Below are 24,949 nucleotides of genomic sequence, written 5' to 3'. Positions count from 1 at the left end.
ATTGAAAGTGAAAGCAGATCAATTCATACACGTCATAGTAGCGACAGGTGAATGGGGGCAGGATCAGCTAAGATACAGAAGGCACCGCCTTGCTGAGTTTTTAGCAGGCCGCAAGGAGACGAAGGAAGTCATTTGGGTTTGTCCGTCTGAAAATCCTTCCCGTGAGACTTTTACATTGCTTGACAACGGAATCAAGCAATTTGCAGTCAAAGATTTTTTGAAAAAGAAAATATTCAGGTTTGCCCGCTACAAAGATGTTTTCTATCAAAGCAAGCTGAAGCCGCTGCTTGACCGGCTGAAAGAAGACGTTCAGGGAGAAAAGGTGTGCTTATGGTACACCTTCCCCGGCTTTCCGCTGCTGTCGTCGCTTTATCAATGGGATCAGGTCATCTATGACTGCAGCGACCTGTGGGCGGCCCCGATCAGCGGTAGCCAAAGCCTTGTCTCAGGATTCAGGCAAAAGGTCATTTTTGAAGCTGAAGGCAGAATCATCAAAGCTGCTGATACGATTTTTTGCACTTCCGAATACTTGCAACAAAATGTAGCAGACCGGCTTCAAGGAGAGACAAAGCCGGTTTTTACAATCGAAAACGGTGTGGAGTACAGCTTGTTTGCAGAAAATATGCAAAAAGCGGATGTATTGAAGGGAAGGGAAGGAACCGTCCTCGGCTTTATCGGAGGAATCAAGCCGAAGCTCGATTTTAAGCTCGTCAAAGAAGCTGCCAGAACAAAAAAAGAGTGGACATTTTTATTTGTCGGTCCTGACGGGACAAACGGAGACGAAGATTTTAAAGCGCTTCTTGAAGAAGATAATGTCATCTGGACGGGCCCCGCTGCGCCGTCAGAAGTACCAGCTTATATGAATGTAGTGGATATCGGTATCATGCCGTATAAACCGTCGCCATATAACAATGCGGTATTTCCTTTAAAGCTGTTTGAATTTTTGGCTGCCGGAAAGCCTGTCGCAGGTATGAACCTCCCTTCAACGGAAAAGGTTGAACAGGAACACGTTTACCGTCATTTAACAGGAAACGACCCCGCTGAATTTACAGCGGTTTGTGAAGAGCTGGAGCTTGCGCATGATGATGTTTCCCATGTGGAACTGCGCAGAAAGATCGCACGTGAAAGAGACTGGCATCATCTATTTTTAATGATGCTTGATAAATTGAACTTGAATAAGGATGCATAATTTGCGGCGGGGGATATTAATTCGTGATGTTTCTTTTGGCTGGAGCTTGTTATAATAAATAATGAAATTGTATAATGAAAAGGTATGATCTTTTATACGACCAGACTTCATTTAAAAAGGAGACTTCCTTATGTCTTATGAACGCACTGTAATTGCGTTTTTTGTCTCTCTCATTACTGTTTTAATTATTACTCCGCTTGTCAAACGTCTAGCAATCAAATCCGGGGTCGTGGATCAGCCGGATAAACGAAAGATACATGATAAAGTAATGCCGAGAATGGGCGGTTTAGCCATTTTTATAGGAGTATTGACCGGTTCGTTTGCCGGCGGCCTTTATGAAAACAGAATAACAGCAATTACACTCGGTGCTTTTATGATCGTCATTTTAGGCATTGTAGATGACAAATACAATTTAAGCGCGAGAATTAAATTTATCGTACAAGTATTAGTAGCCTGCATCATCGTCAGTACAGGCTTGAAAATGGAATTTTTATCGATTCCGTTTTGGGATCTTCGCTTTGATTTGGGGTGGCTCGCATACCCGTTGACGATTTTGTGGATCGTCGGGATCACCAATGCCATCAATTTAATCGACGGATTGGACGGACTGGCTGCGGGTATATCCGTCATCGGCCTCTCGACGATTGCCGTCATGGCGTTTTCTGCCGATAAAATCTTGATCTTCTCTTTGTCGCTGGTAGTCATCGGAAGCACGGTCGGCTTTCTGTTCTACAACTTCCACCCGGCGAAAATTTTTATGGGAGACACGGGCTCGCTGTTTTTGGGCTATGTGATCTCGGTTCTGTCGCTGCTGGGGCTGTATAAAAGCGTGACTCTGTTCAGCGTCGTCATCCCGATTATTATATTAGGAGTGCCGATATTTGACACGACATTTGCGATCATCAGGCGGATTTTAAACAAGCAGCCGATTTCGGCTCCCGATAAATCGCATATTCACCACAGGCTGATGGCCTTCGGCCTGTCCCATCGGAAAGCCGTTATCGTCATTTATTTAATCGGCGTCGTCTTCAGCCTGAGCGCCATTCTTTTAAAAACCGCGACGCTCTGGGTGTCCATCTTCATCATCTTCGGCTTAATCCTGTTCATGCAGATCATCGCAGAAGTGACAGGCCTTGTAAATGAGCAGTACAAGCCCTTTACGAAGTTTTACAGGCGGATGGTGAAGAGGAATTAATGTGCACAAAAACCCCTGGATTCCAGGGGTTTTATTATTACCGCATTTCGGGAAGCCCCATAAGCGGTTGGTTGACTAACTAAAACTCGATGAAAAGGAGGATTTTTTATGGATGATCATCACCTTGGACAGATCGAACAAATAATGAACGCACTGTATAAATCCTGGTCTTCAGATTCAAGTTCAAAATGGAGTCAGGATAACCCTGCAAAGGGACAATGCGGCGTAACCGCCTTAATTGTAAATGATCTATTAGGTGGAGAAATAAGGAAAACAAGGCTGCCTGAAGGGTGGCATTTTTATAATGTTATCAATGGTAAAAGATATGATTTAACGGTTTCCCAATTCAAAGAAGACATCCTGTATATGGATGTTCCCTCAAATAGAAACGAGGCATTCTCAGATACCAACGAAAAACAGTATAACTATTTAAAACAAAGTGTTATCAATCATTTGTCTTTTTCAAAAGAAAGGGGAACCCTTAATATATAAAGAGTTCCCCTTCATTTTTATTCGATTATGAATTTTCACATTCAACAGAGCCGATCAATAAGAAGAAGCAGCAGACGATTCAGCTGAGCTGTCTGTCCCGTCAGCGGGTGCGGAAGATTCAGACGATGTTCCGCTCGAATCAGCGGTTGAGTCCGGGTATAAATGATGGGTCAATTCATTTTGCACGTTTGCCAGGTTTTGCTGGTCAGGCTCAAAGTAGTAAACATCAGCGATCGTAAGATCTTTTCCTGTGATGTTTAATGTTTTTATATCATCACCAGCAAAGCCGCTGTAGATTTGCTGAAGCGCCAGAGCCTGTGTGATTTTGAAGTTTGTCTGAATGTTTTTGCTTGCTTTTTGGGCTATTTTATCAATTTTAGCGAGGTTTTGCGGTTTTGAGATTTGATCAAGAACGGCTTTTAAGATTTGCTTTTGTCTGTCGTTTCTCCCGAAGTCTCCCCGCTTATCCTGTTTTCTCATCCTTGCGTAGGCAAGAGCTTCCTCTCCATTTAGATGCATGTTCCCTTTTTTAAAATAGATTCTCTTGGATTTGGAGACATCGCTTTTTTCGCTGAAATCAAAAGGGACGTCAATATCGATTCCGCCGATTTCATCGATGACATCTTTGAACCCGTCAAAATCGACTGTGGCATAGTAATCGATCGGGATTCCGAGGAAGTCCTCTACCGTCTCGATTGTTTCATCCTTGCCGCCTTTTGCATAGGCCGCATTTATTTTTGTTTTTGTGCCGGTTGTGTCGCTGGCCAAATGAACCCTTGTGTCCCTCGGAATGCTCAGCATTTTCATCGACTTCTTTTTAGGGTCGAGCGTCACGACAATCAGGGAATCCGTCCGTCCGTGCTCGCCGTTTGTCGAATAATCTTCAACACCCATAAAAAGAATCGAAAACGGCTTTTTTTGAATATTAACGACATCATCCCTGAGCTTTGACTTCTCTCCGCGCTCAAGCTCATCATAAGTGCCGTCAGCCGCGGAAATCGCGTTAATAATTTTATATATGCCCACTCCGCCGACTACGAGAAGTGCGAGCAGCATAAGGACTATAAACCGTTTAATCAGCTTTCTCTTTTTATTCTTTTTTTTTCGCACTTTCACTTTAATACGCTCAGCCATATAAAAATTCTCCTTTAATTGTTAAAAGCTTCTTCCAAATAGATTTGAATGCCTTCTCTATTCTCACTCTTGCCATTTGTTAATTCGGTTATCCATTCCGTAAATGCCTGTTTTTCACTTTCCTTGACATACGTTTCAAATTCGACATCGTCGGCATAATGAATGTCTTTTATTTGATAAGGGGACTCGCGAAGCTCGTTTTCAAGCTTGCCGAGCCATGTATAGTTCACCGTAGTGTGCATCACCCGCATCAGCTTTCGTTCGACAACGCCGACATGGTTTAGCCCCTCTGACACGGATTTTCCGTAAGCCCGTATCAGCCCTCCTGCGCCGAGTTTAATACCGCCGAAATACCTCGTCACAACGGCGCACGTATCTTTAAGGTTGCGTTTCTTCAAAACTTCAAGCATCGGAACTCCAGCTGTCCCGCTCGGTTCCCCGTCATCATTCGCTTTTTGAATTTGATCATTTTCTCCTATGACGTAAGCCGAGCAATTATGCGTCGCATTCCAATGCTGCTTTTTTATGTGATTGATAAAGTTCTGTGCTTCTTCTTCAGTACTGACGCGGCTCAAGTGGCATATAAACCGGGATTTTTCAATCACGATTTCATGGGTCCCTTCACCTGCAACAGTGAGATAACTTTGCAGCATGCCTGCTTACCTCCTGACAAGCCATGCGGCTGTTCTCCTAAAAATCGAACAGACTTAGAATTTTGGCGCGTATTTTGTTATGATTAAATAGAAATGGATCGGTAACCATAAAAAGACCAAAAAACCAGAATACGCATTCTTTCATTATAATTCGACACGAATTTCAGTTCAATGAAATTTATGATAAAACTAAATGACAATGCTGTTACGGAGGGAAAATGGGTGAGTGTTTCCAAAATGGACTCCAAAGTTTTAGATTCAATCATTATGAAGATGTTAAAAACGGTTGACGGGAGCAAGGACGAGGTCTTTCAAATCGGAGAGCAGTCCCGTCAGCAATACGAAGGCTTGGTAGAAGAGCTGAAGCAGATTAAACAGCAGGTCAACGAAGTCATCGATCTTGGAGACAGGCTGGAAGTGCATGCCCGCCATGCGCGGAACCGCTTGTCTGAGGTCAGCAGAAACTTTCATAAATTCAGTGAAGAAGAAATTCGCGAAGCTTATGAAAAAGCCCACAAACTGCAGGTTGAACTGACGATGATCCAGCAGCGTGAAAAGCAGCTGAGAGAGAAGCGTGATGATCTGGAACGGCGCCTTTTGGGGCTTCAGGAAATCATCGAGCGTTCAGAAGGGCTTGTCAGCCAGATTACCGTCGTCTTAAACTATTTAAATCAGGATCTGCGCCAGGTCGGCGTTCTCCTTGAAGATGCGCAGGCCAAACAGGACTTCGGACTGCGGATCATCGAAGCACAAGAGGAAGAAAGAAAAAGGGTCTCGAGGGAAATCCACGACGGTCCTGCGCAAATGCTGGCCAACGTCATGATGAGATCTGAGCTGATCGAACGCATCTTCAGAGACAAAGGAACAGAAGAAGGCTTTCAGGAAATTAGAAACCTCCGGCAAAACGTCAGGAATGCTCTTTATGAAGTCAGAAGAATCATTTATGATTTAAGGCCGATGGCTTTAGATGATTTAGGATTGATACCGACGCTCAGAAAATACTTGAACACGATCGAAGATTATCATGGAAAGGCAAAGATCCATTTCCAATGCATCGGAGAATCCGAAGATAGAAGAATAGCACCGCGGTTTGAGGTTGCACTTTTCCGGCTTGCACAGGAAGCAGTGACAAACGCCTTAAAACACTCCGAATCAACTGAAATTCATGTTAAAGTAGAAGTGACAAAAGATTTTGTGACGCTGATTATCAAAGACAATGGAAACGGCTTTGACTTAAAAGAAGTTAAAGGCAAGAAGAACAAATCTTTCGGTCTGCTAGGTATGAAAGAAAGAGTCGATTTGCTCGAAGGCTCAATGACAATCGATTCGAAAATAGGTCTTGGGACATTTATTTTGATTAAAGTTCCGCTGTCTTTGTAAAGATAATTGTAAAATAGAGACAAAAGACATATTGACCATAAAAGCGGTGTGTTTAACAATGAGAATGGGGAGGCGTAGCTTGTGACTAAAGTAAATATTGTAATTATTGACGATCATCAGTTATTCCGTGAAGGTGTCAAACGGATTTTGGATTTCGAACCTACCTTTGAGGTAGTGGCCGAAGGAGACGACGGAGATGAAGCGGCTCGCATTGTCGAGCACTACCATCCTGATGTGGTAATCATGGATATTAATATGCCGAATGTAAACGGCGTAGAAGCGACAAAACAACTGGTCGACTTGTATCCGGAATCAAAGGTTATTATTTTATCTATCCATGACGACGAAAACTATGTTACACATGCATTAAAAACAGGAGCCCGCGGCTATCTGCTGAAAGAAATGGATGCCGACACGCTGATCGAAGCCGTGAAAGTTGTGGCTGAAGGCGGATCTTACCTGCATCCTAAGGTTACTCATAATCTTGTGAATGAATTCCGCCGTCTTGCAACAAGCGGTGTATCATCTCACGCTCAGCATGAAGTGTATCCGGAAATCCGGAGACCTCTTCACATTCTTACAAGAAGGGAATGCGAGGTTCTGCAGATGCTGGCGGACGGAAAAAGCAACCGCGGAATCGGCGAATCATTATTTATCAGTGAAAAAACGGTTAAAAACCATGTCAGCAACATCCTTCAAAAAATGAATGTGAACGACAGAACGCAGGCTGTCGTTGTAGCCATTAAAAACGGCTGGGTAGAAATGAGATAAAGGTGGACTTGCCATAAGGCAGGTCTTTTCTTTTGGCAGAAATCAAACTTTATAATGAAAAAAGCTGCTTTTTCTTTTAAAATAGAAAAGAGTATCTTTCATAAGGAAGGTTTATTTCATGAAAACAGCAGTAGTAACAGACAGTACGGCATATATACCTAAAGACCTGCGTGACCGCTACAATATTTATATGATACCTCTCAATGTGATCTTTGGAGAGACTTCATACAGGGAAGAGATCGATATGAGCTGGAAGGACTATTACAAAGAAGTAAAAGCTCACGAAAATCTCCCGACGACTTCCCAGCCCGCGTACGGCGAGCTGATTTCTCTCTATGAAAAGCTCGGCGAAACATATGATGCGGTCATCAGCATCCACCTTTCCAGCGGCATCAGCGGAACATTCAACAGCGCTGTATCAGCACGCGGTATGCTTGAAGGAATTAAAGTATATCCGTTTGATTCAGAGATCAGCTGCACGGCTCAAGGTTTTTATGCGATCGAAGCGGCTGAGATGGCGGAAAAAGGAGCGGCTCCGGAAGAAATCATTCGCCACTTGGATCATATGAAAATCTCAATGAGGGCTTATTTTATGGTTGACGACCTTTCGCATTTGCAAAGGGGAGGACGCCTGAGCGGCGCCCAGGCTTTTGTCGGAAGCCTTTTAAAAGTAAAGCCGATTTTGCACTTTGAGAACAAGCTGATCGTTCCCTACGAAAAAATCCGGACGAGAAAAAAAGCGATGAACCGTTTATTTGAGCTTTTTGGCGAAGATGCAGAAAAAGGAAAGCCGCTGAGAGCGGTTGTGATTCATGCCAACCGTGAAGAAGAAGCCGATCAAATAATTGAAGAATTGTCGCAGCAATACGCACATGTCGAATTTTATAAAAGCTATTTCGGGCCTGTGATCGGCACCCACCTTGGTGAAGGAGCAATGGGTATCGCCTGGTATACAGTATAAAAGCCAATCTCCGTTTTGCAAAACGGAGATTTTTTCTTTTTCAACGGTTTTGGAGGGAGATTTTTAGATTTTGACTGTTTTACAAGAAAACATGGATGATAGATACTGAATGGCAGATTGGAGGTGATTTACATCGAACATCCTGTATCCTATTCCCGTGAATTGCGGTCATGTATGGAGCAGCGCCACCTTCTGAAAAGCGAACTTCCTTTTCCGGAACCTGTCATTGATTGGCATATCCAAGAAGGCCTGATAAAGACGGAGGAAGGCATTAAAAAAACGAAGAGAGGCTTTGTTTGCTTGAGGTGCGGCCAGCACGAGCGCTCATGTTTCGCTCGATATCCTTGCTATAGGTGCAATAAATGCTGCGTGTACTGCCGGGCCTGCGTCATGATGGGCAGGGTGAGCGAGTGTACCCCTCTGTTGACTTGGCGTGGGCATGGCAGACATGAATGGGCGCCTGTTTACACGGAGTGGAAAGGCGCACTTTCAGCCGGTCAGGAAAAAGCGGCCAAATCTATTATCGATGCTATACGCAGGAAAGAAGAGCTGTTGATCTGGGCGGTTTGCGGGTCGGGAAAAACAGAACTTCTTTTTCAAGGGATCGAATTCGCGCTGAACAACGGTTTGAGAGTATGTATCGCCACTCCGAGAACAGACGTTGTGCTCGAGCTTGCTCCGCGGTTTCGACAATCCTTTCCAGGGGTGGAAATTGCCGCTTTATACGGAGGGAGCTCAGACGTTGGGACTCTCTCGCCGCTTGTCATTTCAACTACCCACCAGCTGCTCCGCTATAAAGAAGCATTTGACGTGATCATCATAGATGAGGTGGATGCTTTTCCGTATTCTATTGATAATACGCTGCAATACGCTGTTAAAAAATCGGCAAAACAGCAAAGCGCACACATCTATTTGACCGCCACGCCTTCTGCGGATATGAAGAAAAGGGCTGAAAGCGGAAAGCTGCACACCGTCCGTATTCCCGCGAGATTCCACCGCAGCCCGCTGCCTGAACCTACATTGATTTGGTGCGGAAATTGGGAAAGGGGTTTGAAACGAAGAAAAGTTCCTTCTCGCCTCAAAAAATGGCTTTTTAAGCACCAGGAACTGCAGCATCCTGTTTTTTTGTTCGTTCCCTCTGTCCCTGTTCTTAAAACCGTGGTCAGTCTGCTGAAAAAGGAACTATTTCTCGCTGAAGGAGTTTATGCCGAAGACCCTGAGAGAAATGAAAAAGTGAACCGGTTTAGGGAAAGTAAGCTTGAGGTGCTCGTGACGACAACGATTTTGGAAAGAGGAGTGACCGTCAAAAAAGCGCAGGTTGGAGTATTGGGGGCAGAGTCGGCGATTTTTTCGGAAAGCGCCCTTGTCCAAATGGCCGGAAGAGCCGGCAGGCATCCCGAGCACACAGATGGAGACGTCTGTTTCTTTCATCACGGCAGGACAAAGGCGATGAATGCGGCACAACGTCATATTCAACATATGAATAAACTGTCTAAAAAGGAAATGTTGATTGACTAGTCTGATATTCATGGTAAAGTATACCTATGAATATAAAATGAGGAGCGGTGCCGGATGCTAGTCAATGCTAAAGAGGCTGTTTTGGAAGAGTTGTTTGATCAGTATATCGAACAGCTGCACATGAGCTGTATGTGCAGCAGGTGCAGAGAGGATGTGCTCGCCCTGGCTTTAAATGCTGTAAAACCGCAATATGTAACAGATGAGTCAAAGCTGGCTTACATAAAAGCAGAGCTCGTTGACAAACAAAAAAATACATCAATGCTCGTCACCTTGGCTGAAGCTGCCAGAAAGGTGAATGACAACCCGCTTTGCGAAAGCAATCGAAAAGGGAGGAAATGAACTGCATTGTTTAATTTGTGAAGCGCCTCTTTTACATTCTCTTTCATGGCGCGCTTTATTCTTTTTACGATCAGAAGAGAAAATATGCAGGGCATGTAAAGACAATTTTATCAGGATCGAAGGAAGAACGGTGTGCCCTAAGTGCGGGCGCCCCCAAGAGAGCGAAGAACTTTGCGGTGACTGCCTAAAATGGGAAGCTGATCCGTTAACCCGCTCTCTTTTGAGGCAAAACCGCTCTGTCTATATCTACAATACCTTCATGAAAGAAGTCCTTGCCCGTTTTAAGTTCAGAGGTGATGCTGAACTGGTCTTCGCTTTTGCTCCTTTATTTATCAATGCTTTCCACCAATATTACCGCCGCACTCCAGCTGTTTTAGTTCCGATACCACTCAGTGAAGAACGTAAAGCGGAGCGGGGATTCAATCAGGCGGAGAGGCTTGCTTCCTTATTAAAAAAACCCGTTATGCATCCTTTGATCAGAATCGAAAATGAAAAACAATCCAAAAAAAGCAGAAAAGAACGGATCAAGCCCAAAACGGTTTTTAGAACCGAAAAGGGATCGGTAAAGAATCTGGATATCATATTGATCGACGACTTGTATACGACAGGGGCGACCCTTCATCATGCCGCTGCTTGTCTGATGACATCCGGTGAGGCAAAATCTGTATCATCATTTACATTAATTCGAAGCTAAATCATTTTTTTTCACTGCCGATATAAAAGATAGAATTTAAGGATAGGGGTCAAAATTTATGAGTCAATTGGCGAATTGTCCAAGATGTAATGCATTGTTTATGAAAAGCAGTTTTCAAACCGTTTGCGTTTCATGCTTGAAAGAAGAAGAACGTGCGTTTGAAACCGTTTATAAATTTCTGAAAAAACAAGAAAACCGGCAGTCTACAATGTTTCAGATCGTAGAAAAAACAGGTGTCGAAGAAGAGTTAATATTGAAGTTTATCAGACAGAAACGCATTCAAATCTCCAATTTTCCGAATCTCGGCTATCCGTGCGAAAGGTGCGGCACACTTATTCGGGAGGGGCGTTATTGCCTGTCATGCGATCAAGATTTAGCATCGCAAATGAGTCAATTAGACCAGCTGGAGCAGCTTGAAAAAGAGAAGAGAAATAGTTCTAAAGGCACGTACTATACCTTTAATCCTAAAAATGACTGATTCCCTAAACTAACTTGAAGCTCAGACGATAAAATGAGTATGATCATAGATAACTATGGCGGAAAGTGAGAGGAATCCCATGAAGATCAACCAATATGGAACACAACCTGTTAATCCTTATCATAAATCATTTGAAAAACAAACAGCTTCTTCACAGGGTGCAGCCCAGCCGGAAGATAAAGTTGAGATTTCTGCGAAAGCAAAGGAGCTGCAAAAAGGTCCTGATTTAATGAAAGAGCGTCAGGAGAAAATTGCCCAGCTGAAAGCAGCCGTGGAGAATGGAACGTACAAAGTGGACGGCAAAGGCATAGCTGAAAAAATGGTCAATTTTTATAAACAGCAATAAAAGGAGGAAGTCAGTTCAGTGAAACGGGTGATTGAAGAGCTGGAGCGCTTATGCGTGCTGCATGAACATCTGCTGTCTCTGTCGGAACAAAAAACGGAGGCGCTGAAGACGAACGAAATAAAGGCACTTTCAGAAATCGTGACGAAAGAACAAAAGTATGTGCAGGCGATTGAACAAACGGAGCAGTCCCGCATTGAAGCAACTAAAAGCTGTATCGGCAGCTCGGACGCGACTATCAGCGCATGTATCAGCAAAGCTGCGGGCGGCGAGAAAAAGGTGCTGGAACAGCTGTATGCCAAGCTCTCACAGCTCGTCATCCGTTTAAAGGATGTGAACGATTTGAACAAGCAGCTGACTTTTCAGTCGCTTCAATTTATCTCGCTTACATTTGATATGCTCCTTCCGAAAGAAGGCGGTTCAAATTACGGAAAAGAGCAGCAGCCAAACCAGACAGGCGGGGCAAAACGGCTTTCTTTATTCGACTCAAAAGCTTAGAACGGAGTGAAAAAGATGACAAACCCAACTTTTTTAGGGCTGGAAATCGCCAAAAGAGGATTGTCCGCGCAGCAATCAGCTCTGAGCGTAACAGCAAACAATATATCCAACGCCAATACCGAAGGGTATTCAAGACAACGTGTTACATTTAAAGCATCAACCCCTTATCCATCCGTATCAAGAGACTCTGTCGGGCTTGCCGGCCAGATGGGTACAGGCGTTGAAATCGGTTCGGTTGAACGGGTTAGAGACAGCTTTCTGGACTATCAATACCGGACGCAGAATACAAAGGCCGGCTATTACAATGCAAAAGTGGACGCTTTTAACCAAATGGAAGGGATTATGAATGAACTGAACGACACCGGATTAAACAAGGTTCTGAATTCATTCTGGAATTCCATTCAGGAATTGACGAATAACGCCCACGAGCCGAGCGCAGCTTCTGTCGTCGGACAAAAAGGGCAGGCGGTCGCCGAGACATTTAAAACTCTGTATGAATCGCTGACAACCGTTCAATCAAATTTAGGCGACCAGATTGATCAAAATGTGATGACGATCAACTCGCTTCTGTCACAGCTGAACAGCTTAAACGAGCAAATCGCCAAAGTCGAGCCGAACGGCTATCTCCCGAATGATTTGTACGATAAGCGTGACCAGCTCCTTGATGAGCTGTCTTCAATGGTTAATATCAAAGTCAGCTATACGAAGACTGGCGGCAACCCACTTGCAACCGCTGAAGGCATTGCATCAATAGAAATCCTGGACGAAAACGGCCAGTCTCTGGGCCAGGTTCTTGACGGACCAAACTTCACGACTGAAACGGTCAAAGTAAATTACGACAACGATACAGGCCTTGTGACAGGCGTTTCCCTCGGCGGGACGGACATCGGCATCGATTCGTTTACTAGCAAAGGGTCGCTGCTCGGTTTAATCGAGTCCTTCGGATATATGTCAAACGGTGAAGAAAAAGGTTTATATCCTGAAATGCTCGCAGACCTGGATACGATGGCGCTTGCTTTTGCGAAAGAGTTTAATGCAGTCCATCAAAGCGGGTTTACTTCATCAGGAGAACCGGGAGGCATTTTCTTTGAATTCACCGGGGGAGAGGCTGAGCCTGCAAAGGGAGCTGCCGGCAAAATCAAAGTAGCCGATGAGATCATGAATTCAAAAGGCGATAAAATCGCCGCATCGCTGAATGGTGAAGCGAGTGACAACGCCAACGCGACAAATCTGGCTAATGTCTTCACCAAGAAAATTCAAATCGGCGACAAAACGACGACAGTTTTAGACTATTACGCAGGCATCATCGGTGAAATGGGCGTAAAAGCTCAGGAAACCAACAGGCTGGCCAAAAATACAGAAACGCTTGTAAACACGGCTGAATTGAACAGACAGTCTGTTAGCGCCGTATCATTAGATGAAGAAATGTCGAACATGATCCAATTCCAGCATGCTTATAACGCGGCTGCGAGAATGATTACGCTGCAGGACGAAGTCCTCGATAAAATTATTAACGGCATGGGTGTCGTAGGAAGGTAGGTAGAGATTCATGCGGGTAACCCAAGGGATGATCGCAAAAAACTCTTTGCGCTACATCAATTCAAGCTATGGTAAGCTGGATAAGCTTCAATCCCAGATTTCGTCAGGAAAAAAGATTTCAAAGGCGTCCGATGATCCCGTCGTCGCAATGAAAAGCCTGAAGTACAATACGCAATTGTCCCAGGTTAAACAATATCAAAGCAATGCCTCCCAAGCTTTTACATGGCTTGAAAACACGGAAACGAACATTACAGAAGGCATTGATATCATGGGGAAAATCAGGGAGCTGACTGTTAAGGCTCAAAACAGTACAAACGGCGGGGATGAACTAAATGCGATCGGAGTCGAAATCGGCCAGCTGAAAGACCAGCTGATTCAGATCGCCAATACGCAGGTCAACGGCCGCTACCTCTTTAACGGTACGAACTCTGACGTCGCTCCGATCACAAAAAACGCCGACGGTACTTACACATACAATTTTGAAAACTATACAAGCAGCTCTGACGTTCTCATCAATGTTTCGCCAAACGCAACCTTAAATGTAAACTCAAATCCGATTTCGGCTTTCGGCGGACAGTCAGGCAGCGGACAAAATGTGTTTGAAATGATTGAGTCTCTCGAGAACGCCTTAAAAGCGGGAACAATGGAAGGAATGGAAAACGCCCTCTCAGACATTGACCAGTTTTCCAATCAGATGAGCAATGAGCGGTCTGATATCGGAGCGCGCTACAACCGGCTCGAATTGATTAATGCGCGGCTGAGCGAACAGGAAGAGACGGCGACAAAGGTATTGTCAGACAACGAAGATGTTGAGCTTGAAGAAATCATTACTGAATTTATTACACAGCAATCGGTTCATAGAGCTGCACTTGCCATAAATGCGAAAATCGTTCAGCCGACACTGGTTGACTTTTTAAGATAAAAGCGACTCTATCCGAGTTGCTTTTTTTTCAGCAAAAGGAGGATATCATAATGGAGATGCCGAGGCTGATCATGCAAAATATCCCCGGCCGCATCGGTTTAACAACAACGCCGCCGGATTTGAAAATGGAACAGCCGCAAGCCGACTTGAAAATCGAACAGCCGCCGGCCGAACTGGAGATAACAACCACCCCTTCAAAGCTCACGATTGACCAGACAAAAGCTTGGGAAGACTTAGAAAGAAAGCATGTATTTAAAAGGATTGAAGAAGGGGCGCAGCAGGGCTATCAAGATTGGCTCGCCGGAATGGCGCGGACCGCTGAAGAAGGGGACGAAATGATGCGGATCGAAATCGAAGGCAATCCGCTGGCAGACCAGGCGAGGCGTAACAGCGAGCCTGAACCGATTCAAATCGGCGTTCATTTTACGCCGTCATTTGACAGGGTGAAAATCGCATACGAACCGGCTAAAGTGAACATTGAAGCGACGCCGCGCAAGCCTGTTATCGAAGCAACGCCGAATAAACCGGTTGTTAACTATACGCCAGGCAGTGTGAAGGTTGACATGCTCCAATATCCGGAGGTAAAAATAGATGTGGAATACCCAAAACAAAAGTAATTCAGCAAAGGATCGTGAATGATGATCATAAAAACGAAGTATCACGGAGAAACGCAAATTCAAGAAGACCAGACAATCGTGTTTAAAAACGGCCTGCCCGGATTTACAGGCGAAAAAAAGTTTGTCATTCTGCCGCTGTCCGAGGATTCGCCGTTCGTCGTCCTTCAATCGGTGCAGTCTGAAGAGCTGGCATTCATTGTCGCCAGTCCGTTCGTCTTTTTCAAAGATTACGGCTTTGATCTTGATGAAACGACGGTTGAGCTGCTTGAAATCGAGTCTGCCGAAGACGTTGAAGTGATGGCGATTTTAACGATCGAAGAGCCATTCGAAAAATCAACGGCCAATTTGATGGCGCCGATTGTGGTGAACCGAAAAACAATGCTTGCCAAACAAGTTATTTTGCATGACTCTTCTTATCAGACAAAGCAGCCGATAGGAGGGGAAGCATGCTAGTCTTATCCCGCAAGCTCAATGAAGCGATTCAAATCGGAGACGATATTGAAGTGAAAATCATATCCATTGACGGAGACCAGGTGAAAATCGGCATTGACGCGCCGAAGCATATCGAAATTCACCGCAAGGAAATCTATTTGGCGATCCAGGAAGAAAACAGCCGGGCCGCTTCCATCTCAAACGATTTGCTTGCGAAATTATCCTCACAAAAAAAGTGAGGATTTTTTTATTTTTGCTATAAACAAATGAAAGGGAGTTCCGATATATAGTATGTAGCAGGAAGGACAGCCTGAATGCTTCAAAATATGCACATGGACGTGCAATCAAACACATTTCAAGGAGGAAATATACAATGAGAATCAACCACAACATTGCAGCGCTTAACACGCTGAACCGTTTGTCTTCAAACAACAGCGCAAGCCAAAAGAACATGGAGAAGCTTTCTTCAGGTCTTCGCATCAACCGTGCCGGAGATGACGCAGCAGGTCTTGCAATCTCTGAAAAAATGAGAGGACAAATCCGCGGTCTTGAAATGGCTCAGAAAAACGCTCAAGATGGAATCTCTCTTATCCAAACTGCTGAGGGTGCATTGACTGAGACTCATGCAATCCTTCAACGTATGCGTGAACTTACAGTTCAAGCGAACAGCACAGGTACACAAGATACTACCGACCTTTCTGCAATCCAAGATGAAATCAATGCACTGAAAGAAGAGATTGGTGGATCAACTAAGGCTGGAGCAAGTAAAGGTATCTCTGACCGTACACAATTCAACGGTAAAAACCTTCTTGATGGTACATTCAACTCTACTGACGGAGACCAGTTGCAATTCCAAATCGGAGCAAACAGTGGTCAAACGATTTCAGTTAATATCGAAAGCATGGCCGTTAATAAAATCGGAACAATCGCTGATCCAGCTGATCCGACTCAGAACTTTACGGTGGAACAAATTGATGTTGTAGCACTAACTGGAAAAGTAGATTCAGAAGGGAATGATATTTCAGCTGATCCTTCTGGATTCACTTTTGATAAACAATTAGGTGCGATCGACAACGCAATCAAACAAGTATCGACTCAACGTTCTAAACTTGGTGCAGTACAAAACCGTCTAGAGCACACAATTAACAACCTGGGTGCCTCTGGTGAAAACTTAACAGCTGCTGAGTCTCGTATCCGTGACGTTGACATGGCGAAAGAAATGAGTGAGTTCACGAAGAACAACATCCTTTCTCAAGCTTCTCAAGCGATGCTTGCTCAAGCGAACCAACAGCCGCAAAACGTTCTTCAGTTGCTTCGTTAATTGCTTAAAAAAGACCTTGGCAAAAGCCAAGGTCTTTTTTATTGTAATATCAAATCCAATAAAGATTGCTAAGGTCCTTTTTTGTAATATTAGAAAAGAGACACTCAATCATTGACCTTAGGGTGTCTCAATATAGAATGCCTATTAATTAGAGAAATCGCTAATAATAAGTGTTCTTGTACCACTTAGTGCAGAATTCTTACCTTTTATGTAGTAGAGGTGATCTGGATCAGTATAAACTGTCTGAATTTCTTGTTGTAGCGAGTAATCTACACTGGAAGAGGCAACTAATGTATTTCTTCCATCCGGAGTAATTTCGTAGAGTGAACAAGTACCACCACCTAAACGTGTTGCATAATAAAATCTGCACCGGAAATCGCCTTCCCCAACGCCATGAAAAATATCAGCGCTTTGGCGAACTTCACCAGGGTATACAGCTACTCGAGCCAAAACTGCTGCCTTCGAAGAAGTGTAAAAACTAAATGACAATACAAAGGTTATTGCGAGCGACACAAAGATTTTTTTCATGATCAAATCCCCTTTCTTGTAGATATTGTAAATTTAATTATAACATTGAAACGAATAACAAATTTGAATATTTATTGAAAGATATTTTCTTATCCAAAAGGATTTATAATAAAGGTGATAATAAGGAAGTTCTATCATGGTCTTTACTCTTCAAATATACAGTGAGTGGCTAGTTTCTATCACCTTGCATTAGTTTTTTTCCATAAAGATATTTAATCTCATTCGCCCTTAGCCGATATAAGTTTTAGATCATAGCATAGGGGATGGTAAAAATTGTCGATCGGTAGATTGTCATCTTTAGAACCCATAATTGATGCTTACAAAACACAGATGATGAATAAGCAGTATGAAGCGGCAGAGCGTTCGCAGCAGACGGATGCTGCAGAATTTACATTTGCTCAGCTTGAAAAAACGGTACAAGGCGCAAACAATCTTTTAGAGCCGTCTCAAGTCCACCTACAGTTTGTGCTTCACGAAAAATTGGGAGAGTATTATGTGAAGGTCGTGGACAATCGGACAGAGGAAGTCGTCCGCGAGATTCCGCCAAAGGAGTGGCTCGATTTTTATGCGGCGATGGCGGAATTTATGGGGTTAATTGTCGATAAAACTACATAGAACAGGAGTGTTAAAGAAATGGCGATCAGAATATCAGGATTAGCTTCAGGTATGGATATAGACGACATTGTCAGCAAATTAATGAAGACGGAGCGCGTCCCGCTTGATAAGCTTACTCAAAAGAAACAGACTTTGGAATGGCAGCGCGACAGCTATCGTGAAATCAATACGAAAATTAAAGATTTGCAGGAATCCATCAACCTTATGCTCCGTCCCAGCACGTACGGCGCGAAAAAGGTGACAAGCTCTGACGAGTCGGCGGTTACGGCAACAGGCACCACGAATGCGGCGTCAGGCACGATCCAAGTCAACAAGCTGGCGACTGCGGCCACCTATAAATCTTCCAGCCTTTCAGGGTATACCGGGAGCGATCAAACGCTAACTTTCCAAGTGACAGCACCTGGAGAAACGACTGCGAAAAAAGTTGAAATCAGCGTCAGCAGCACGGATACGCTCGATGACATCGTTTCCAAAGTCAACAAATCAAATTTGGGCGTAACCGCTATGAAAGAAAAGATTTATAACGGTTCTGAATATGTAGAAACGATCGCTTTCACATCAAAAGCAACCGGCGCAGGGGGCAGCATACAGGCAGCTGATGATGCGACGGCGAGCTTTATGTCCAATCAGCTCGGATTTGCGCTTGATGCCGACAACAAGCTGACAGCCAGCCGGGCCGGCCAAAACGCCGAAGTTGTCATCAACGGATTGCAGATTGAGAAGACAACGAACAACTTTACCGTTAATAATGTGACATATCAGTTGAAGAATACGACAAACAGCCCCGTTTCGCTTGATGTAGCGACTGATGTTGACGGGATTTATGAAAAGATTAAAGACTTTGTCACACAGTACAACGAACTGATCGATATGGTCAACGGCAAGCTCACGGAAAAGAAATACCGCGACTATACGCCGCTGACAGAAGAACAGAAAAAAGATATGACGGAAAAGCAAATTGAGCTGTGGGAAGAAAAAGCGAAAAGCGGATTGTTAAGGGGCGACACGATTTTAAGCGGCGCCACCAATCAAATGAGGACAGATTTTTATTCGAATGTCTCTGTGAACGGCGAATCGCTGCAGCTCACTCAGTTTGGAATTACGACATCAAGCGTATACAGTCAGCGCGGTCATTTAGAGATCAACGAAGAAAAGCTGAAAGCGAAAATTAAAGAAGACCCTGACAGTGTGGCAAACCTCTTTATGGCGGGAACGAGCAGCACGGAAAATTACAATGAAAAAGGCATCATGAGACGCCTTCAGACGGTTTTGACCGATACGAAGAAGCAGATTGAAGATAAAGCCGGAAATTCAGCAATGGCAAACAATCAATTTACAATCGGGAAAAACTTGAATACAGTTGAATCTGATATTTCGTCCATGAATAACCGCCTGACACAAATCGAAAATCGCTATTATACAAAGTTCACGGCGATGGAAAAAGCGATTCAAAAAATGAATGAACAATCGACATACTTGGCGCAATTGCTTGGACAATAATTGTAATTTGGAGGATCAACAATGGCTTTAAACAATCCGTATGCAGCTTATCAGCAAAATTCAATCAACATGGCGACTCCTGGAGAATTGACGCTTATGCTATTTGACGGCTGCCTTAAATTTATGAAGCTGGCGAAACAGGCGATTGAACAAGAGGATATGGAAACGAAAAATACGAACCTTGTCAAAGCTCAAAACATTATACAGGAGCTCAATATCACCCTTGATCGGAAAGTCGAATTGGCCGCTTCGATGGGGGCGATGTACGAGTATATCCACCGCCGCCTGATTGAAGCAAACATTAACAATGACAAAGATATCGTGGCGGAAGTCGAAGGGTATGTCAAAGATTTACGCGATGCCTGGAAGCAGGCGCTTCAAATCGAACGGCAGGGCCGGTTCGGATCGGGCGGACTGGCATAATGGAAAAGATTGAGCTGCTCTACAGCGAAACAAAACATATGCTCGCTCAAATAAAAGGCGCCCCGGAAAGCGATGAGCTGGTTCAGGCAATTGAAGATTTTCTTAAAAAACGCGATGGCTTGATCCGCGAGATCAAGCCGCCTCTTTCTGAGACGGAAAAGCGGCAGCTGCAGCAGGTGACGGATATGGAGCCATTGATCATGGCCGAACTGAAAAGGCTGCAGCAGGCTGTCAAGCAGGAGCTGCTTCAGGCGAAGCAGAAGCGTGCCATGCATCATTCCTATATCAATCCGTACGCCAACATGACGATTGACGGCACATATTATGACAAGCGCAAATAGGTGATCGCTTTGACAAGCACCGACGATTACATGCTCTTAACGACTTATTATCAGCTTTTGTTTACGATTGAAGAGGGGTTTTGCTATTTAATAGAAGCGAATCAAGATTTGGCGAAGACAGAAGGAGAGCGGATTTTTAACGATTTAATCTATGCTTTTTTTCAGTTGGATTCGTCGCACGCTGTTTTGCTGTCGATTTTGGAGACAAGCTGTGCCAAATCTTCGATTCGTTTTTTTGACAGAGTCTTCCGTGAGTTTGACAGCTTGATCTACTACAATTATCCGTCTGCTGAATTTCAGCATGACTTGATCCATCACTTTTTACCGCTTTATCGGGAATGGATGAAAACGATCCACCAATGCATGAAACCTTATGTCATCCATTAATGGCATACATCTGTCAGGATTCTGCAGGTGTATGCCGTTATTTTTTGTTCTTATTTTATCCGCATGTGAATATATTTAAGATTTAATAAAGGGGCTCAGATGGCAGGAGACAAACTTCGTCAAAATTCACGGATTTTTCACATAATTTTTACGTTTATGCAGGAATTCAGCAGGGAAAAGACGAAATATATTTACATATCCTTAATATAAAGGAGGCGTTCTTTTGATGGAGTTCAACGTCAGAGGAGAAAATATTGAGGTAACACCAGCGTTAAGAGAACACGTCGAGAAGAAGATTGGAAAGCTTGAGCGTTATTTTGAAAATAACGTTGATGCGATTGTTCACGTCAACTTAAAATTCTACAATGATCAGGAATCAAAGGTGGAAGTGACAATTCCAATGACAGACCTCTCTCTCCGTGCGGAAGTTCACCACGAAGATATGTACAATGCAATCGATCTCGCAACGAACAAACTGGAACGTCAAATACGCAAGCATAAAACAAAAGTTAACCGGAAATTCCGCGAAAAAGGTTCTTCGAAGCATGTTTTTGCAGAAGGAAACGGCATCGGAACGGCCGTGCAGGAAGACATTGAGGATGAACAGCCGCAGGTTGTCCGTCAAAAGCGCTTTAATTTAAAGCCGATGGATAATGAAGAAGCGATTTTACAAATGAATATGCTTGGACACAGCTTCTTTGTATTCACGAACGCCGAAACCAATCTGACCAATGTGGTCTACCGAAGAAACGATGGAAAATACGGTTTGATCGAGCCGAACGAATAAATATATCGAGTCCCCTCCCGGATCTTCCGCAGAGGGGATTTTTTCCGTTCCCCCGCGGTAAATTGTTTGGAAATGACAAAAGGTATGATATGATATTGCATATATAAAAATTACTGTTTACTCATGCTTAAACAAGGAAATTAAAGAGGAGCGTTATTCTATGCTTGGAATTTTAAATAAAGTGTTTGATCCGACAAAACGCACGCTCAGCCGTTATGAAAAGAAAGCGAACGAGATTGATGCGCTCAAGGCAGATATAGAGAAGCTTTCAGACGAAGCTTTGAAGCAAAAGACGATCGAGTTCAAAGAGCGCCTTGAAAAAGGCGAAACGGTTGACGATCTTTTGGTTGAAGCGTTTGCCGTTGTCAGGGAAGCTTCCCGGCGCGTGACAGGCATGTTTCCGTTTAAGGTTCAGCTGATGGGGGGCGTCGCCCTTCATGAAGGGAATATCGCCGAAATGAAAACGGGGGAAGGTAAAACGCTGACTTCCACAATGCCCGTTTACTTGAACGCTCTGTCAGGGAAAGGCGTTCACGTCGTGACGGTCAACGAATACCTGGCGAGCCGCGACGCTGAAGAGATGGGGAAAATCTTTGAGTTTCTCGGGCTGACGGTCGGCCTAAACCTGAACAGCCTGTCAAAAGACGAGAAGCGTGAAGCCTATGCAGCAGATATTACGTATTCTACGAATAATGAGCTTGGCTTTGACTACTTGCGCGACAACATGGTGCTTTATAAAGAGCAGATGGTTCAGCGCCCGCTTCATTTTGCGGTCATCGATGAAGTCGACTCCATTTTGATCGATGAAGCAAGAACGCCGCTCATCATTTCTGGACAAGCGGCCAAATCCACCAAGCTTTATGTTCAGGCCAATGCGTTTGTCCGCACGCTAAAAGCGGATCAGGACTACACATACGATGTGAAAACAAAAGGCGTTCAGCTGACTGAAGAGGGGATGACAAAAGCTGAAAAGGCATTTGGCATCGAAAACTTGTTTGATGTCCGCCATGTCGCCTTAAACCATCATATTGCCCAGGCGCTGAAAGCCCATGCGGCGATGCATAAAGACGTCGACTACGTCGTCGAAGACGGTCAGGTCGTTATCGTCGACTCTTTTACAGGCCGTTTGATGAAAGGCCGCCGCTACAGCGACGGACTTCACCAGGCCATTGAAGCGAAGGAAGGCCTTGAGATCCAAAATGAGAGCATGACGCTCGCGACGATCACCTTCCAGAACTATTTCCGAATGTATGAAAAATTGGCCGGAATGACGGGTACCGCAAAAACGGAAGAAGAAGAATTCCGCAACATCTACAACATGCAGGTTGTTACGATTCCGACCAACAAGCCGATTGCCCGCGATGACCGACCGGATTTAATTTACCGGACCATGGAAGGAAAATTTAAAGCTGTTGCAGAGGATGTCGCCCAGCGCTATATGGTCGGACAGCCGGTACTTGTCGGTACGGTTGCGGTTGAAACATCTGAATTGATATCAAGGCTCCTTAAAAATAAAGGAATCCCGCATCAAGTGTTGAACGCGAAAAACCATGAGCGGGAAGCTCAGATTATCGAAGATGCCGGGCAAAAAGGCGCGGTCACCATCGCGACCAACATGGCGGGCCGCGGAACGGACATCAAGCTTGGCGAAGGTGTAAAAGAGCTTGGCGGACTGGCCGTCATCGGTACGGAACGCCATGAATCACGGCGGATTGACAACCAGCTGCGCGGACGTTCAGGCCGTCAGGGGGACCCTGGTATCACCCAATTTTATCTGTCCATGGAAGATGAATTAATGAAACGCTTCGGCGCAGAGCGGACGATGGCGATGCTTGACCGCTTCGGAATGGACGATTCGACGCCGATACAGAGCAAGATGGTTTCAAGAGCGGTCGAATCTTCACAGAAGCGTGTGGAAGGCAACAACTTTGATGCCCGTAAGCAGCTTCTGCAATACGATGACGTGCTCCGCCAGCAGCGCGAAGTCATCTATAAACAGCGCTTTGAGGTCATCGATTCCGATAACCTCCGCTCCATCGTCGAAAATATGATTAAAGCTTCACTCGAGCGGGCTGTTGCTTCATATACGCCGAAGGAAGATCTGCCTGAAGAGTGGAATCTTGACGGCCTTGTGGAGCTTGTAAATGCGAATTTCCTTGATGAAGGTGGAGTGGAGAAAAGCGACATTTTCGGAAAAGAGCCCGAGGAGATTACAGAGCTCATTTACGACCGCATCAAAACGAAATACGATGAGAAAGAAGAGCGGTACGGCTCTGAACAAATGCGCGAATTTGAGAAAGTCATCGTTCTCCGCGAAGTGGATACGAAATGGATGGATCACATCGATGCGATGGATCAGCTGCGGCAAGGAATTCATCTGCGCGCTTATGCTCAGACAAACCCGCTCCGCGAGTATCAGATGGAAGGCTTTGCAATGTTTGAAAACATGATCGCGGCGATTGAAGATGATGTAGCCAAATTCGTCATGAAGGCTGAAATCGAAAACAACCTTGAGCGCGAAGAGGTCATTCAAGGACAGACGACAGCCCATCAGCCGAAAGAAGGCGATGAGGAAAAACAAGCGAAGAAAAAACCGGTCCGCAAAGCGGTGGATATCGGACGCAATGATCCTTGCTACTGCGGAAGCGGAAAAAAATATAAAAACTGCTGCGGAAGAACAGAATAAAAAGAGGTGCACGCCTCTTTTTATTTTGAACCGGCTGAAATATATGATGAGGTGAAAGAATAATGGAATTGGCAGAAATCAGACAGGAACTTGAAAATATGGCTACTCGGTTAGCGGACTTCAGGGGGTCTCTTTGACCTCGAAACAAAGGAAGCAAGAATCAGCGAATTAGACGAGCAGATGGCTGACCCCGACTTTTGGGGAGATCAGCAGAAAGCGCAGACGATCATTAATGAAGCGAATGCGTTAAAAGACTATGTCAACACGTACAAAAGTTTAAGCGAGTCTCATGAAGAACTGCAAATGACACATGATCTTTTAAAAGAAGATCCTGACCAGGACCTGCAAAATGAACTGGTCAACGAGCTGAAAAGCTTAACAAAGCAGTTTAATGAATTTGAGCTCCAGCTATTGTTAAGCGAGCCTTATGATAAAAACAATGCGATCCTTGAGCTTCACCCGGGAGCCGGCGGCACCGAATCACAGGATTGGGGTTCAATGCTTCTCAGAATGTACACCAGGTGGGCAGAGCGCCGCGGATTCAAGGTGGAAACCCTTGATTACCTTCCAGGAGATGAGGCGGGAATCAAGTCTGTCACTCTCCTGATTAAAGGCCACAATGCCTACGGTTATTTAAAAGCCGAAAAAGGCGTGCACAGGCTCGTCAGAATTTCTCCGTTTGACTCTTCAGGGCGCAGGCACACGTCGTTTGTGTCTTGTGATGTCATGCCTGAATTCAACGAAGAAATCGACATTGAGATCCGTACGGAAGATATTAAAGTCGATACGTACAGGGCAAGCGGCGCCGGCGGCCAGCACGTCAATACGACAGACTCCGCCGTCAGGATCACCCACTTGCCGACAGGCGTCATCGTCACTTGTCAGACAGAGCGATCACAAATTAAAAACCGCGAACGTGCCATGAAAATGCTGAAATCGAAGCTGTATCAGCGCAGAATCGAGGAGCAGCAGGCACAGCTGGACGAAATTCGCGGCGAACAAAAAGAAATCGGCTGGGGAAGCCAGATCCGCTCATACGTTTTCCACCCGTATTCTCTAGTGAAGGATCATCGAACCAACACGGAAATGGGGAACGTGCAGGCGGTTATGGACGGAGACATTGACTCTTTCATTGACGCATATTTGCGTTCCAAGCTTTCCTAAATTGAAGAAAGGCGCATCCACATTGTGAGGATGTGCCTTTTT

General features: G+C 44.7%; 29 protein-coding genes. 26 read left to right on the top strand and 3 right to left on the bottom strand.

Translation table 11 applies throughout. The features are described from left to right. The first annotated feature begins 7 nt into the window (after nt 1-7). From MHI30_RS18905 to MHI30_RS18895, 3 genes are all read left to right on the top strand, one after another. Nucleotides 8-1,189: a glycosyltransferase family 1 protein gene (locus MHI30_RS18905; RefSeq protein ID WP_011198354.1), complete on the top strand. Its 1,182-nt coding sequence runs from the start codon at nt 8-10 to the stop codon at nt 1,187-1,189. 130 nt (nt 1,190-1,319) lie between these two features. Next, complete coding sequence (locus MHI30_RS18900; RefSeq protein ID WP_003185739.1) at nt 1,320-2,384, top strand: MraY family glycosyltransferase; 1,065 nt, start codon at nt 1,320-1,322, stop codon at nt 2,382-2,384. A gap of 108 nt (nt 2,385-2,492) precedes the next feature. Next, complete coding sequence (locus tag MHI30_RS18895) at nt 2,493-2,876, top strand: hypothetical protein (RefSeq protein WP_048350274.1); 384 nt, start codon at nt 2,493-2,495, stop codon at nt 2,874-2,876. A 54-nt stretch (nt 2,877-2,930) separates the two neighbouring features. Here the strand turns inward: MHI30_RS18895 and MHI30_RS18890 are convergent, their stop codons facing one another. Next, nucleotides 2,931-4,010, bottom strand: a complete 1,080-nt coding sequence (locus tag MHI30_RS18890; RefSeq protein ID WP_075751498.1) for an LCP family protein — start codon at nt 4,008-4,010, stop codon at nt 2,931-2,933. A 14-nt stretch (nt 4,011-4,024) separates the two neighbouring features. Further along, nucleotides 4,025-4,663: a YigZ family protein gene (locus MHI30_RS18885; protein WP_075751497.1), complete on the bottom strand. Its 639-nt coding sequence runs from the start codon at nt 4,661-4,663 to the stop codon at nt 4,025-4,027. Nucleotides 4,664-4,885: 222 nt separating this feature from the next. Here MHI30_RS18885 and MHI30_RS18880 point away from each other — a divergent pair, with 222 nt between their 5' ends. The 15 genes from MHI30_RS18880 to hag all read left to right on the top strand — a co-directional run bounded on the left by MHI30_RS18880 (nt 4,886) and on the right by hag (nt 16,476). Then, the gene (locus tag MHI30_RS18880; protein ID WP_020453119.1) at nt 4,886-6,043 is read left to right on the top strand and encodes a histidine kinase; all 1,158 of its coding nucleotides are present in this window, start codon (nt 4,886-4,888) and stop codon (nt 6,041-6,043) included. 81 nt (nt 6,044-6,124) lie between these two features. After that, nucleotides 6,125-6,814, top strand: a complete 690-nt coding sequence (gene degU / locus MHI30_RS18875; protein ID WP_003185730.1) for a two-component system response regulator DegU — start codon at nt 6,125-6,127, stop codon at nt 6,812-6,814. 118 nt (nt 6,815-6,932) lie between these two features. Continuing rightward, on the top strand, nt 6,933-7,775 hold the full coding sequence (locus tag MHI30_RS18870) for a DegV family protein (RefSeq protein WP_075751496.1): 843 nt from the start codon (nt 6,933-6,935) through the stop codon (nt 7,773-7,775). Nucleotides 7,776-7,898: 123 nt separating this feature from the next. Then, the gene (locus tag MHI30_RS18865) at nt 7,899-9,293 is read left to right on the top strand and encodes a DEAD/DEAH box helicase (protein ID WP_075751495.1); all 1,395 of its coding nucleotides are present in this window, start codon (nt 7,899-7,901) and stop codon (nt 9,291-9,293) included. A 54-nt stretch (nt 9,294-9,347) separates the two neighbouring features. Then, on the top strand, nt 9,348-9,632 hold the full coding sequence (locus MHI30_RS18860; protein WP_075751494.1) for a late competence development ComFB family protein: 285 nt from the start codon (nt 9,348-9,350) through the stop codon (nt 9,630-9,632). After that, nucleotides 9,589-10,326 carry a ComF family protein gene (locus MHI30_RS18855; protein ID WP_026580174.1) on the top strand — a complete coding sequence of 246 codons (738 nt, stop codon included), beginning with the start codon at nt 9,589-9,591 and terminating at the stop codon, nt 10,324-10,326. Before MHI30_RS18860 ends, MHI30_RS18855 begins: the two co-directional genes overlap by 44 nt. A 58-nt stretch (nt 10,327-10,384) precedes the next feature. Then, entirely contained in the window at nt 10,385-10,804 is a 420-nt protein-coding gene (locus tag MHI30_RS18850; RefSeq protein ID WP_020453114.1) for a TIGR03826 family flagellar region protein, read from the top strand. A 79-nt stretch (nt 10,805-10,883) separates the two neighbouring features. Next, nucleotides 10,884-11,150, top strand: coding sequence for a flagellar biosynthesis anti-sigma factor FlgM (flgM, locus tag MHI30_RS18845; RefSeq protein WP_003185713.1), 267 nt, complete (start codon nt 10,884-10,886; stop codon nt 11,148-11,150). Nucleotides 11,151-11,168: 18 nt separating this feature from the next. Continuing rightward, entirely contained in the window at nt 11,169-11,645 is a 477-nt protein-coding gene (locus MHI30_RS18840) for a flagellar protein FlgN (protein WP_025810700.1), read from the top strand. A 15-nt stretch (nt 11,646-11,660) separates the two neighbouring features. Further along, nucleotides 11,661-13,184 (top strand): flagellar hook-associated protein FlgK, encoded by a 1,524-nt coding sequence (flgK, locus tag MHI30_RS18835; protein ID WP_025810701.1) that lies wholly within the window; start codon nt 11,661-11,663, stop codon nt 13,182-13,184. Between the two features lie 10 nt (nt 13,185-13,194). Then, nucleotides 13,195-14,106 carry a flagellar hook-associated protein FlgL gene (flgL, locus tag MHI30_RS18830; RefSeq protein ID WP_023856389.1) on the top strand — a complete coding sequence of 304 codons (912 nt, stop codon included), beginning with the start codon at nt 13,195-13,197 and terminating at the stop codon, nt 14,104-14,106. Nucleotides 14,107-14,156: 50 nt separating this feature from the next. Continuing rightward, nucleotides 14,157-14,723, top strand: a complete 567-nt coding sequence (locus MHI30_RS18825) for a DUF6470 family protein (RefSeq protein WP_025810702.1) — start codon at nt 14,157-14,159, stop codon at nt 14,721-14,723. Nucleotides 14,724-14,744: 21 nt separating this feature from the next. After that, nucleotides 14,745-15,176, top strand: a complete 432-nt coding sequence (gene fliW / locus MHI30_RS18820; RefSeq protein WP_065644255.1) for a flagellar assembly protein FliW — start codon at nt 14,745-14,747, stop codon at nt 15,174-15,176. After that, nucleotides 15,170-15,394: a carbon storage regulator CsrA gene (gene csrA / locus MHI30_RS18815; RefSeq protein WP_065644256.1), complete on the top strand. Its 225-nt coding sequence runs from the start codon at nt 15,170-15,172 to the stop codon at nt 15,392-15,394. The genes fliW and csrA overlap by 7 nt, the downstream gene beginning before the upstream one ends. A 134-nt stretch (nt 15,395-15,528) precedes the next feature. Next, nucleotides 15,529-16,476, top strand: a complete 948-nt coding sequence (gene hag, locus MHI30_RS18810; RefSeq protein ID WP_065644257.1) for a flagellin Hag — start codon at nt 15,529-15,531, stop codon at nt 16,474-16,476. 144 nt (nt 16,477-16,620) lie between these two features. Here hag and MHI30_RS18805 read toward each other — a convergent pair whose 3' ends face one another. After that, a complete protein-coding gene (locus tag MHI30_RS18805) occupies nt 16,621-17,004 on the bottom strand; it encodes a hypothetical protein (protein ID WP_075751493.1) in 384 nt (127 codons plus the stop codon). A gap of 273 nt (nt 17,005-17,277) precedes the next feature. Between MHI30_RS18805 and flaG the strand changes: the two genes are divergently transcribed. From flaG to prfB, 8 genes are all read left to right on the top strand, one after another. Then, nucleotides 17,278-17,619: a flagellar protein FlaG gene (gene flaG, locus MHI30_RS18800; RefSeq protein ID WP_065644259.1), complete on the top strand. Its 342-nt coding sequence runs from the start codon at nt 17,278-17,280 to the stop codon at nt 17,617-17,619. A gap of 18 nt (nt 17,620-17,637) precedes the next feature. Then, a complete protein-coding gene (locus MHI30_RS18795) occupies nt 17,638-19,119 on the top strand; it encodes a flagellar hook-associated protein 2 (RefSeq protein ID WP_044789408.1) in 1,482 nt (493 codons plus the stop codon). Nucleotides 19,120-19,140: 21 nt separating this feature from the next. Continuing rightward, on the top strand, nt 19,141-19,542 hold the full coding sequence (gene fliS / locus MHI30_RS18790) for a flagellar export chaperone FliS (RefSeq protein WP_003185688.1): 402 nt from the start codon (nt 19,141-19,143) through the stop codon (nt 19,540-19,542). Further along, complete coding sequence (gene fliT / locus MHI30_RS18785) at nt 19,542-19,883, top strand: flagella biosynthesis regulatory protein FliT (protein ID WP_003185686.1); 342 nt, start codon at nt 19,542-19,544, stop codon at nt 19,881-19,883. Before fliS ends, fliT begins: the two co-directional genes overlap by 1 nt. A 9-nt stretch (nt 19,884-19,892) precedes the next feature. Continuing rightward, nucleotides 19,893-20,270 carry a hypothetical protein gene (locus MHI30_RS18780; protein ID WP_003185684.1) on the top strand — a complete coding sequence of 126 codons (378 nt, stop codon included), beginning with the start codon at nt 19,893-19,895 and terminating at the stop codon, nt 20,268-20,270. Nucleotides 20,271-20,496: 226 nt separating this feature from the next. Continuing rightward, nucleotides 20,497-21,057 carry a ribosome-associated translation inhibitor RaiA gene (gene raiA, locus MHI30_RS18775; protein WP_009329664.1) on the top strand — a complete coding sequence of 187 codons (561 nt, stop codon included), beginning with the start codon at nt 20,497-20,499 and terminating at the stop codon, nt 21,055-21,057. A 160-nt stretch (nt 21,058-21,217) separates the two neighbouring features. Further along, the gene (gene secA / locus MHI30_RS18770; RefSeq protein ID WP_003185681.1) at nt 21,218-23,743 is read left to right on the top strand and encodes a preprotein translocase subunit SecA; all 2,526 of its coding nucleotides are present in this window, start codon (nt 21,218-21,220) and stop codon (nt 23,741-23,743) included. Nucleotides 23,744-23,805: 62 nt separating this feature from the next. Continuing rightward, nucleotides 23,806-24,907 (top strand): peptide chain release factor 2 gene (prfB, locus tag MHI30_RS18765; RefSeq protein ID WP_097366454.1). Its coding sequence is split into 2 segments (ribosomal slippage): nt 23,806-23,877 and nt 23,879-24,907, totalling 1,101 coding nucleotides; the frame shifts between segments, so codons are not numbered across the junction. Nucleotides 24,908-24,949: the final 42 nt, after the last annotated feature.

The sequence above is a fragment of the Bacillus sp. FSL L8-0528 genome (assembly GCF_038593085.1).
Classification (GTDB): domain Bacteria; phylum Bacillota; class Bacilli; order Bacillales; family Bacillaceae; genus Bacillus; species Bacillus paralicheniformis.
The sequence above is the reverse complement of the archived record's forward strand: the minus strand, read 5'-3'. Positions and strand labels throughout refer to the sequence as shown.

Coding starts and splice junctions, on each gene's coding strand:
- MHI30_RS18900 (WP_003185739.1), top strand. CDS start 1,320: ATGTCTTATGAACGCACTGTAATTGCGTTTTTTGTCTCTCTCATTACT.
- MHI30_RS18895 (WP_048350274.1), top strand. CDS start 2,493: ATGGATGATCATCACCTTGGACAGATCGAACAAATAATGAACGCACTG.
- MHI30_RS18890 (WP_075751498.1), bottom strand. CDS start 4,010: ATGGCTGAGCGTATTAAAGTGAAAGTGCGAAAAAAAAAGAATAAAAAG.
- MHI30_RS18885 (WP_075751497.1), bottom strand. CDS start 4,663: ATGCTGCAAAGTTATCTCACTGTTGCAGGTGAAGGGACCCATGAAATC.
- MHI30_RS18870 (WP_075751496.1), top strand. CDS start 6,933: ATGAAAACAGCAGTAGTAACAGACAGTACGGCATATATACCTAAAGAC.
- MHI30_RS18860 (WP_075751494.1), top strand. CDS start 9,348: ATGCTAGTCAATGCTAAAGAGGCTGTTTTGGAAGAGTTGTTTGATCAG.
- MHI30_RS18855 (WP_026580174.1), top strand. CDS start 9,589: ATGACAACCCGCTTTGCGAAAGCAATCGAAAAGGGAGGAAATGAACTG.
- MHI30_RS18850 (WP_020453114.1), top strand. CDS start 10,385: ATGAGTCAATTGGCGAATTGTCCAAGATGTAATGCATTGTTTATGAAA.
- flgM (WP_003185713.1), top strand. CDS start 10,884: ATGAAGATCAACCAATATGGAACACAACCTGTTAATCCTTATCATAAA.
- flgK (WP_025810701.1), top strand. CDS start 11,661: ATGACAAACCCAACTTTTTTAGGGCTGGAAATCGCCAAAAGAGGATTG.
- flgL (WP_023856389.1), top strand. CDS start 13,195: ATGCGGGTAACCCAAGGGATGATCGCAAAAAACTCTTTGCGCTACATC.
- MHI30_RS18825 (WP_025810702.1), top strand. CDS start 14,157: ATGGAGATGCCGAGGCTGATCATGCAAAATATCCCCGGCCGCATCGGT.
- fliW (WP_065644255.1), top strand. CDS start 14,745: ATGATCATAAAAACGAAGTATCACGGAGAAACGCAAATTCAAGAAGAC.
- csrA (WP_065644256.1), top strand. CDS start 15,170: ATGCTAGTCTTATCCCGCAAGCTCAATGAAGCGATTCAAATCGGAGAC.
- hag (WP_065644257.1), top strand. CDS start 15,529: ATGAGAATCAACCACAACATTGCAGCGCTTAACACGCTGAACCGTTTG.
- MHI30_RS18805 (WP_075751493.1), bottom strand. CDS start 17,004: ATGAAAAAAATCTTTGTGTCGCTCGCAATAACCTTTGTATTGTCATTT.
- MHI30_RS18795 (WP_044789408.1), top strand. CDS start 17,638: ATGGCGATCAGAATATCAGGATTAGCTTCAGGTATGGATATAGACGAC.
- fliS (WP_003185688.1), top strand. CDS start 19,141: ATGGCTTTAAACAATCCGTATGCAGCTTATCAGCAAAATTCAATCAAC.
- fliT (WP_003185686.1), top strand. CDS start 19,542: ATGGAAAAGATTGAGCTGCTCTACAGCGAAACAAAACATATGCTCGCT.
- raiA (WP_009329664.1), top strand. CDS start 20,497: ATGGAGTTCAACGTCAGAGGAGAAAATATTGAGGTAACACCAGCGTTA.
- secA (WP_003185681.1), top strand. CDS start 21,218: ATGCTTGGAATTTTAAATAAAGTGTTTGATCCGACAAAACGCACGCTC.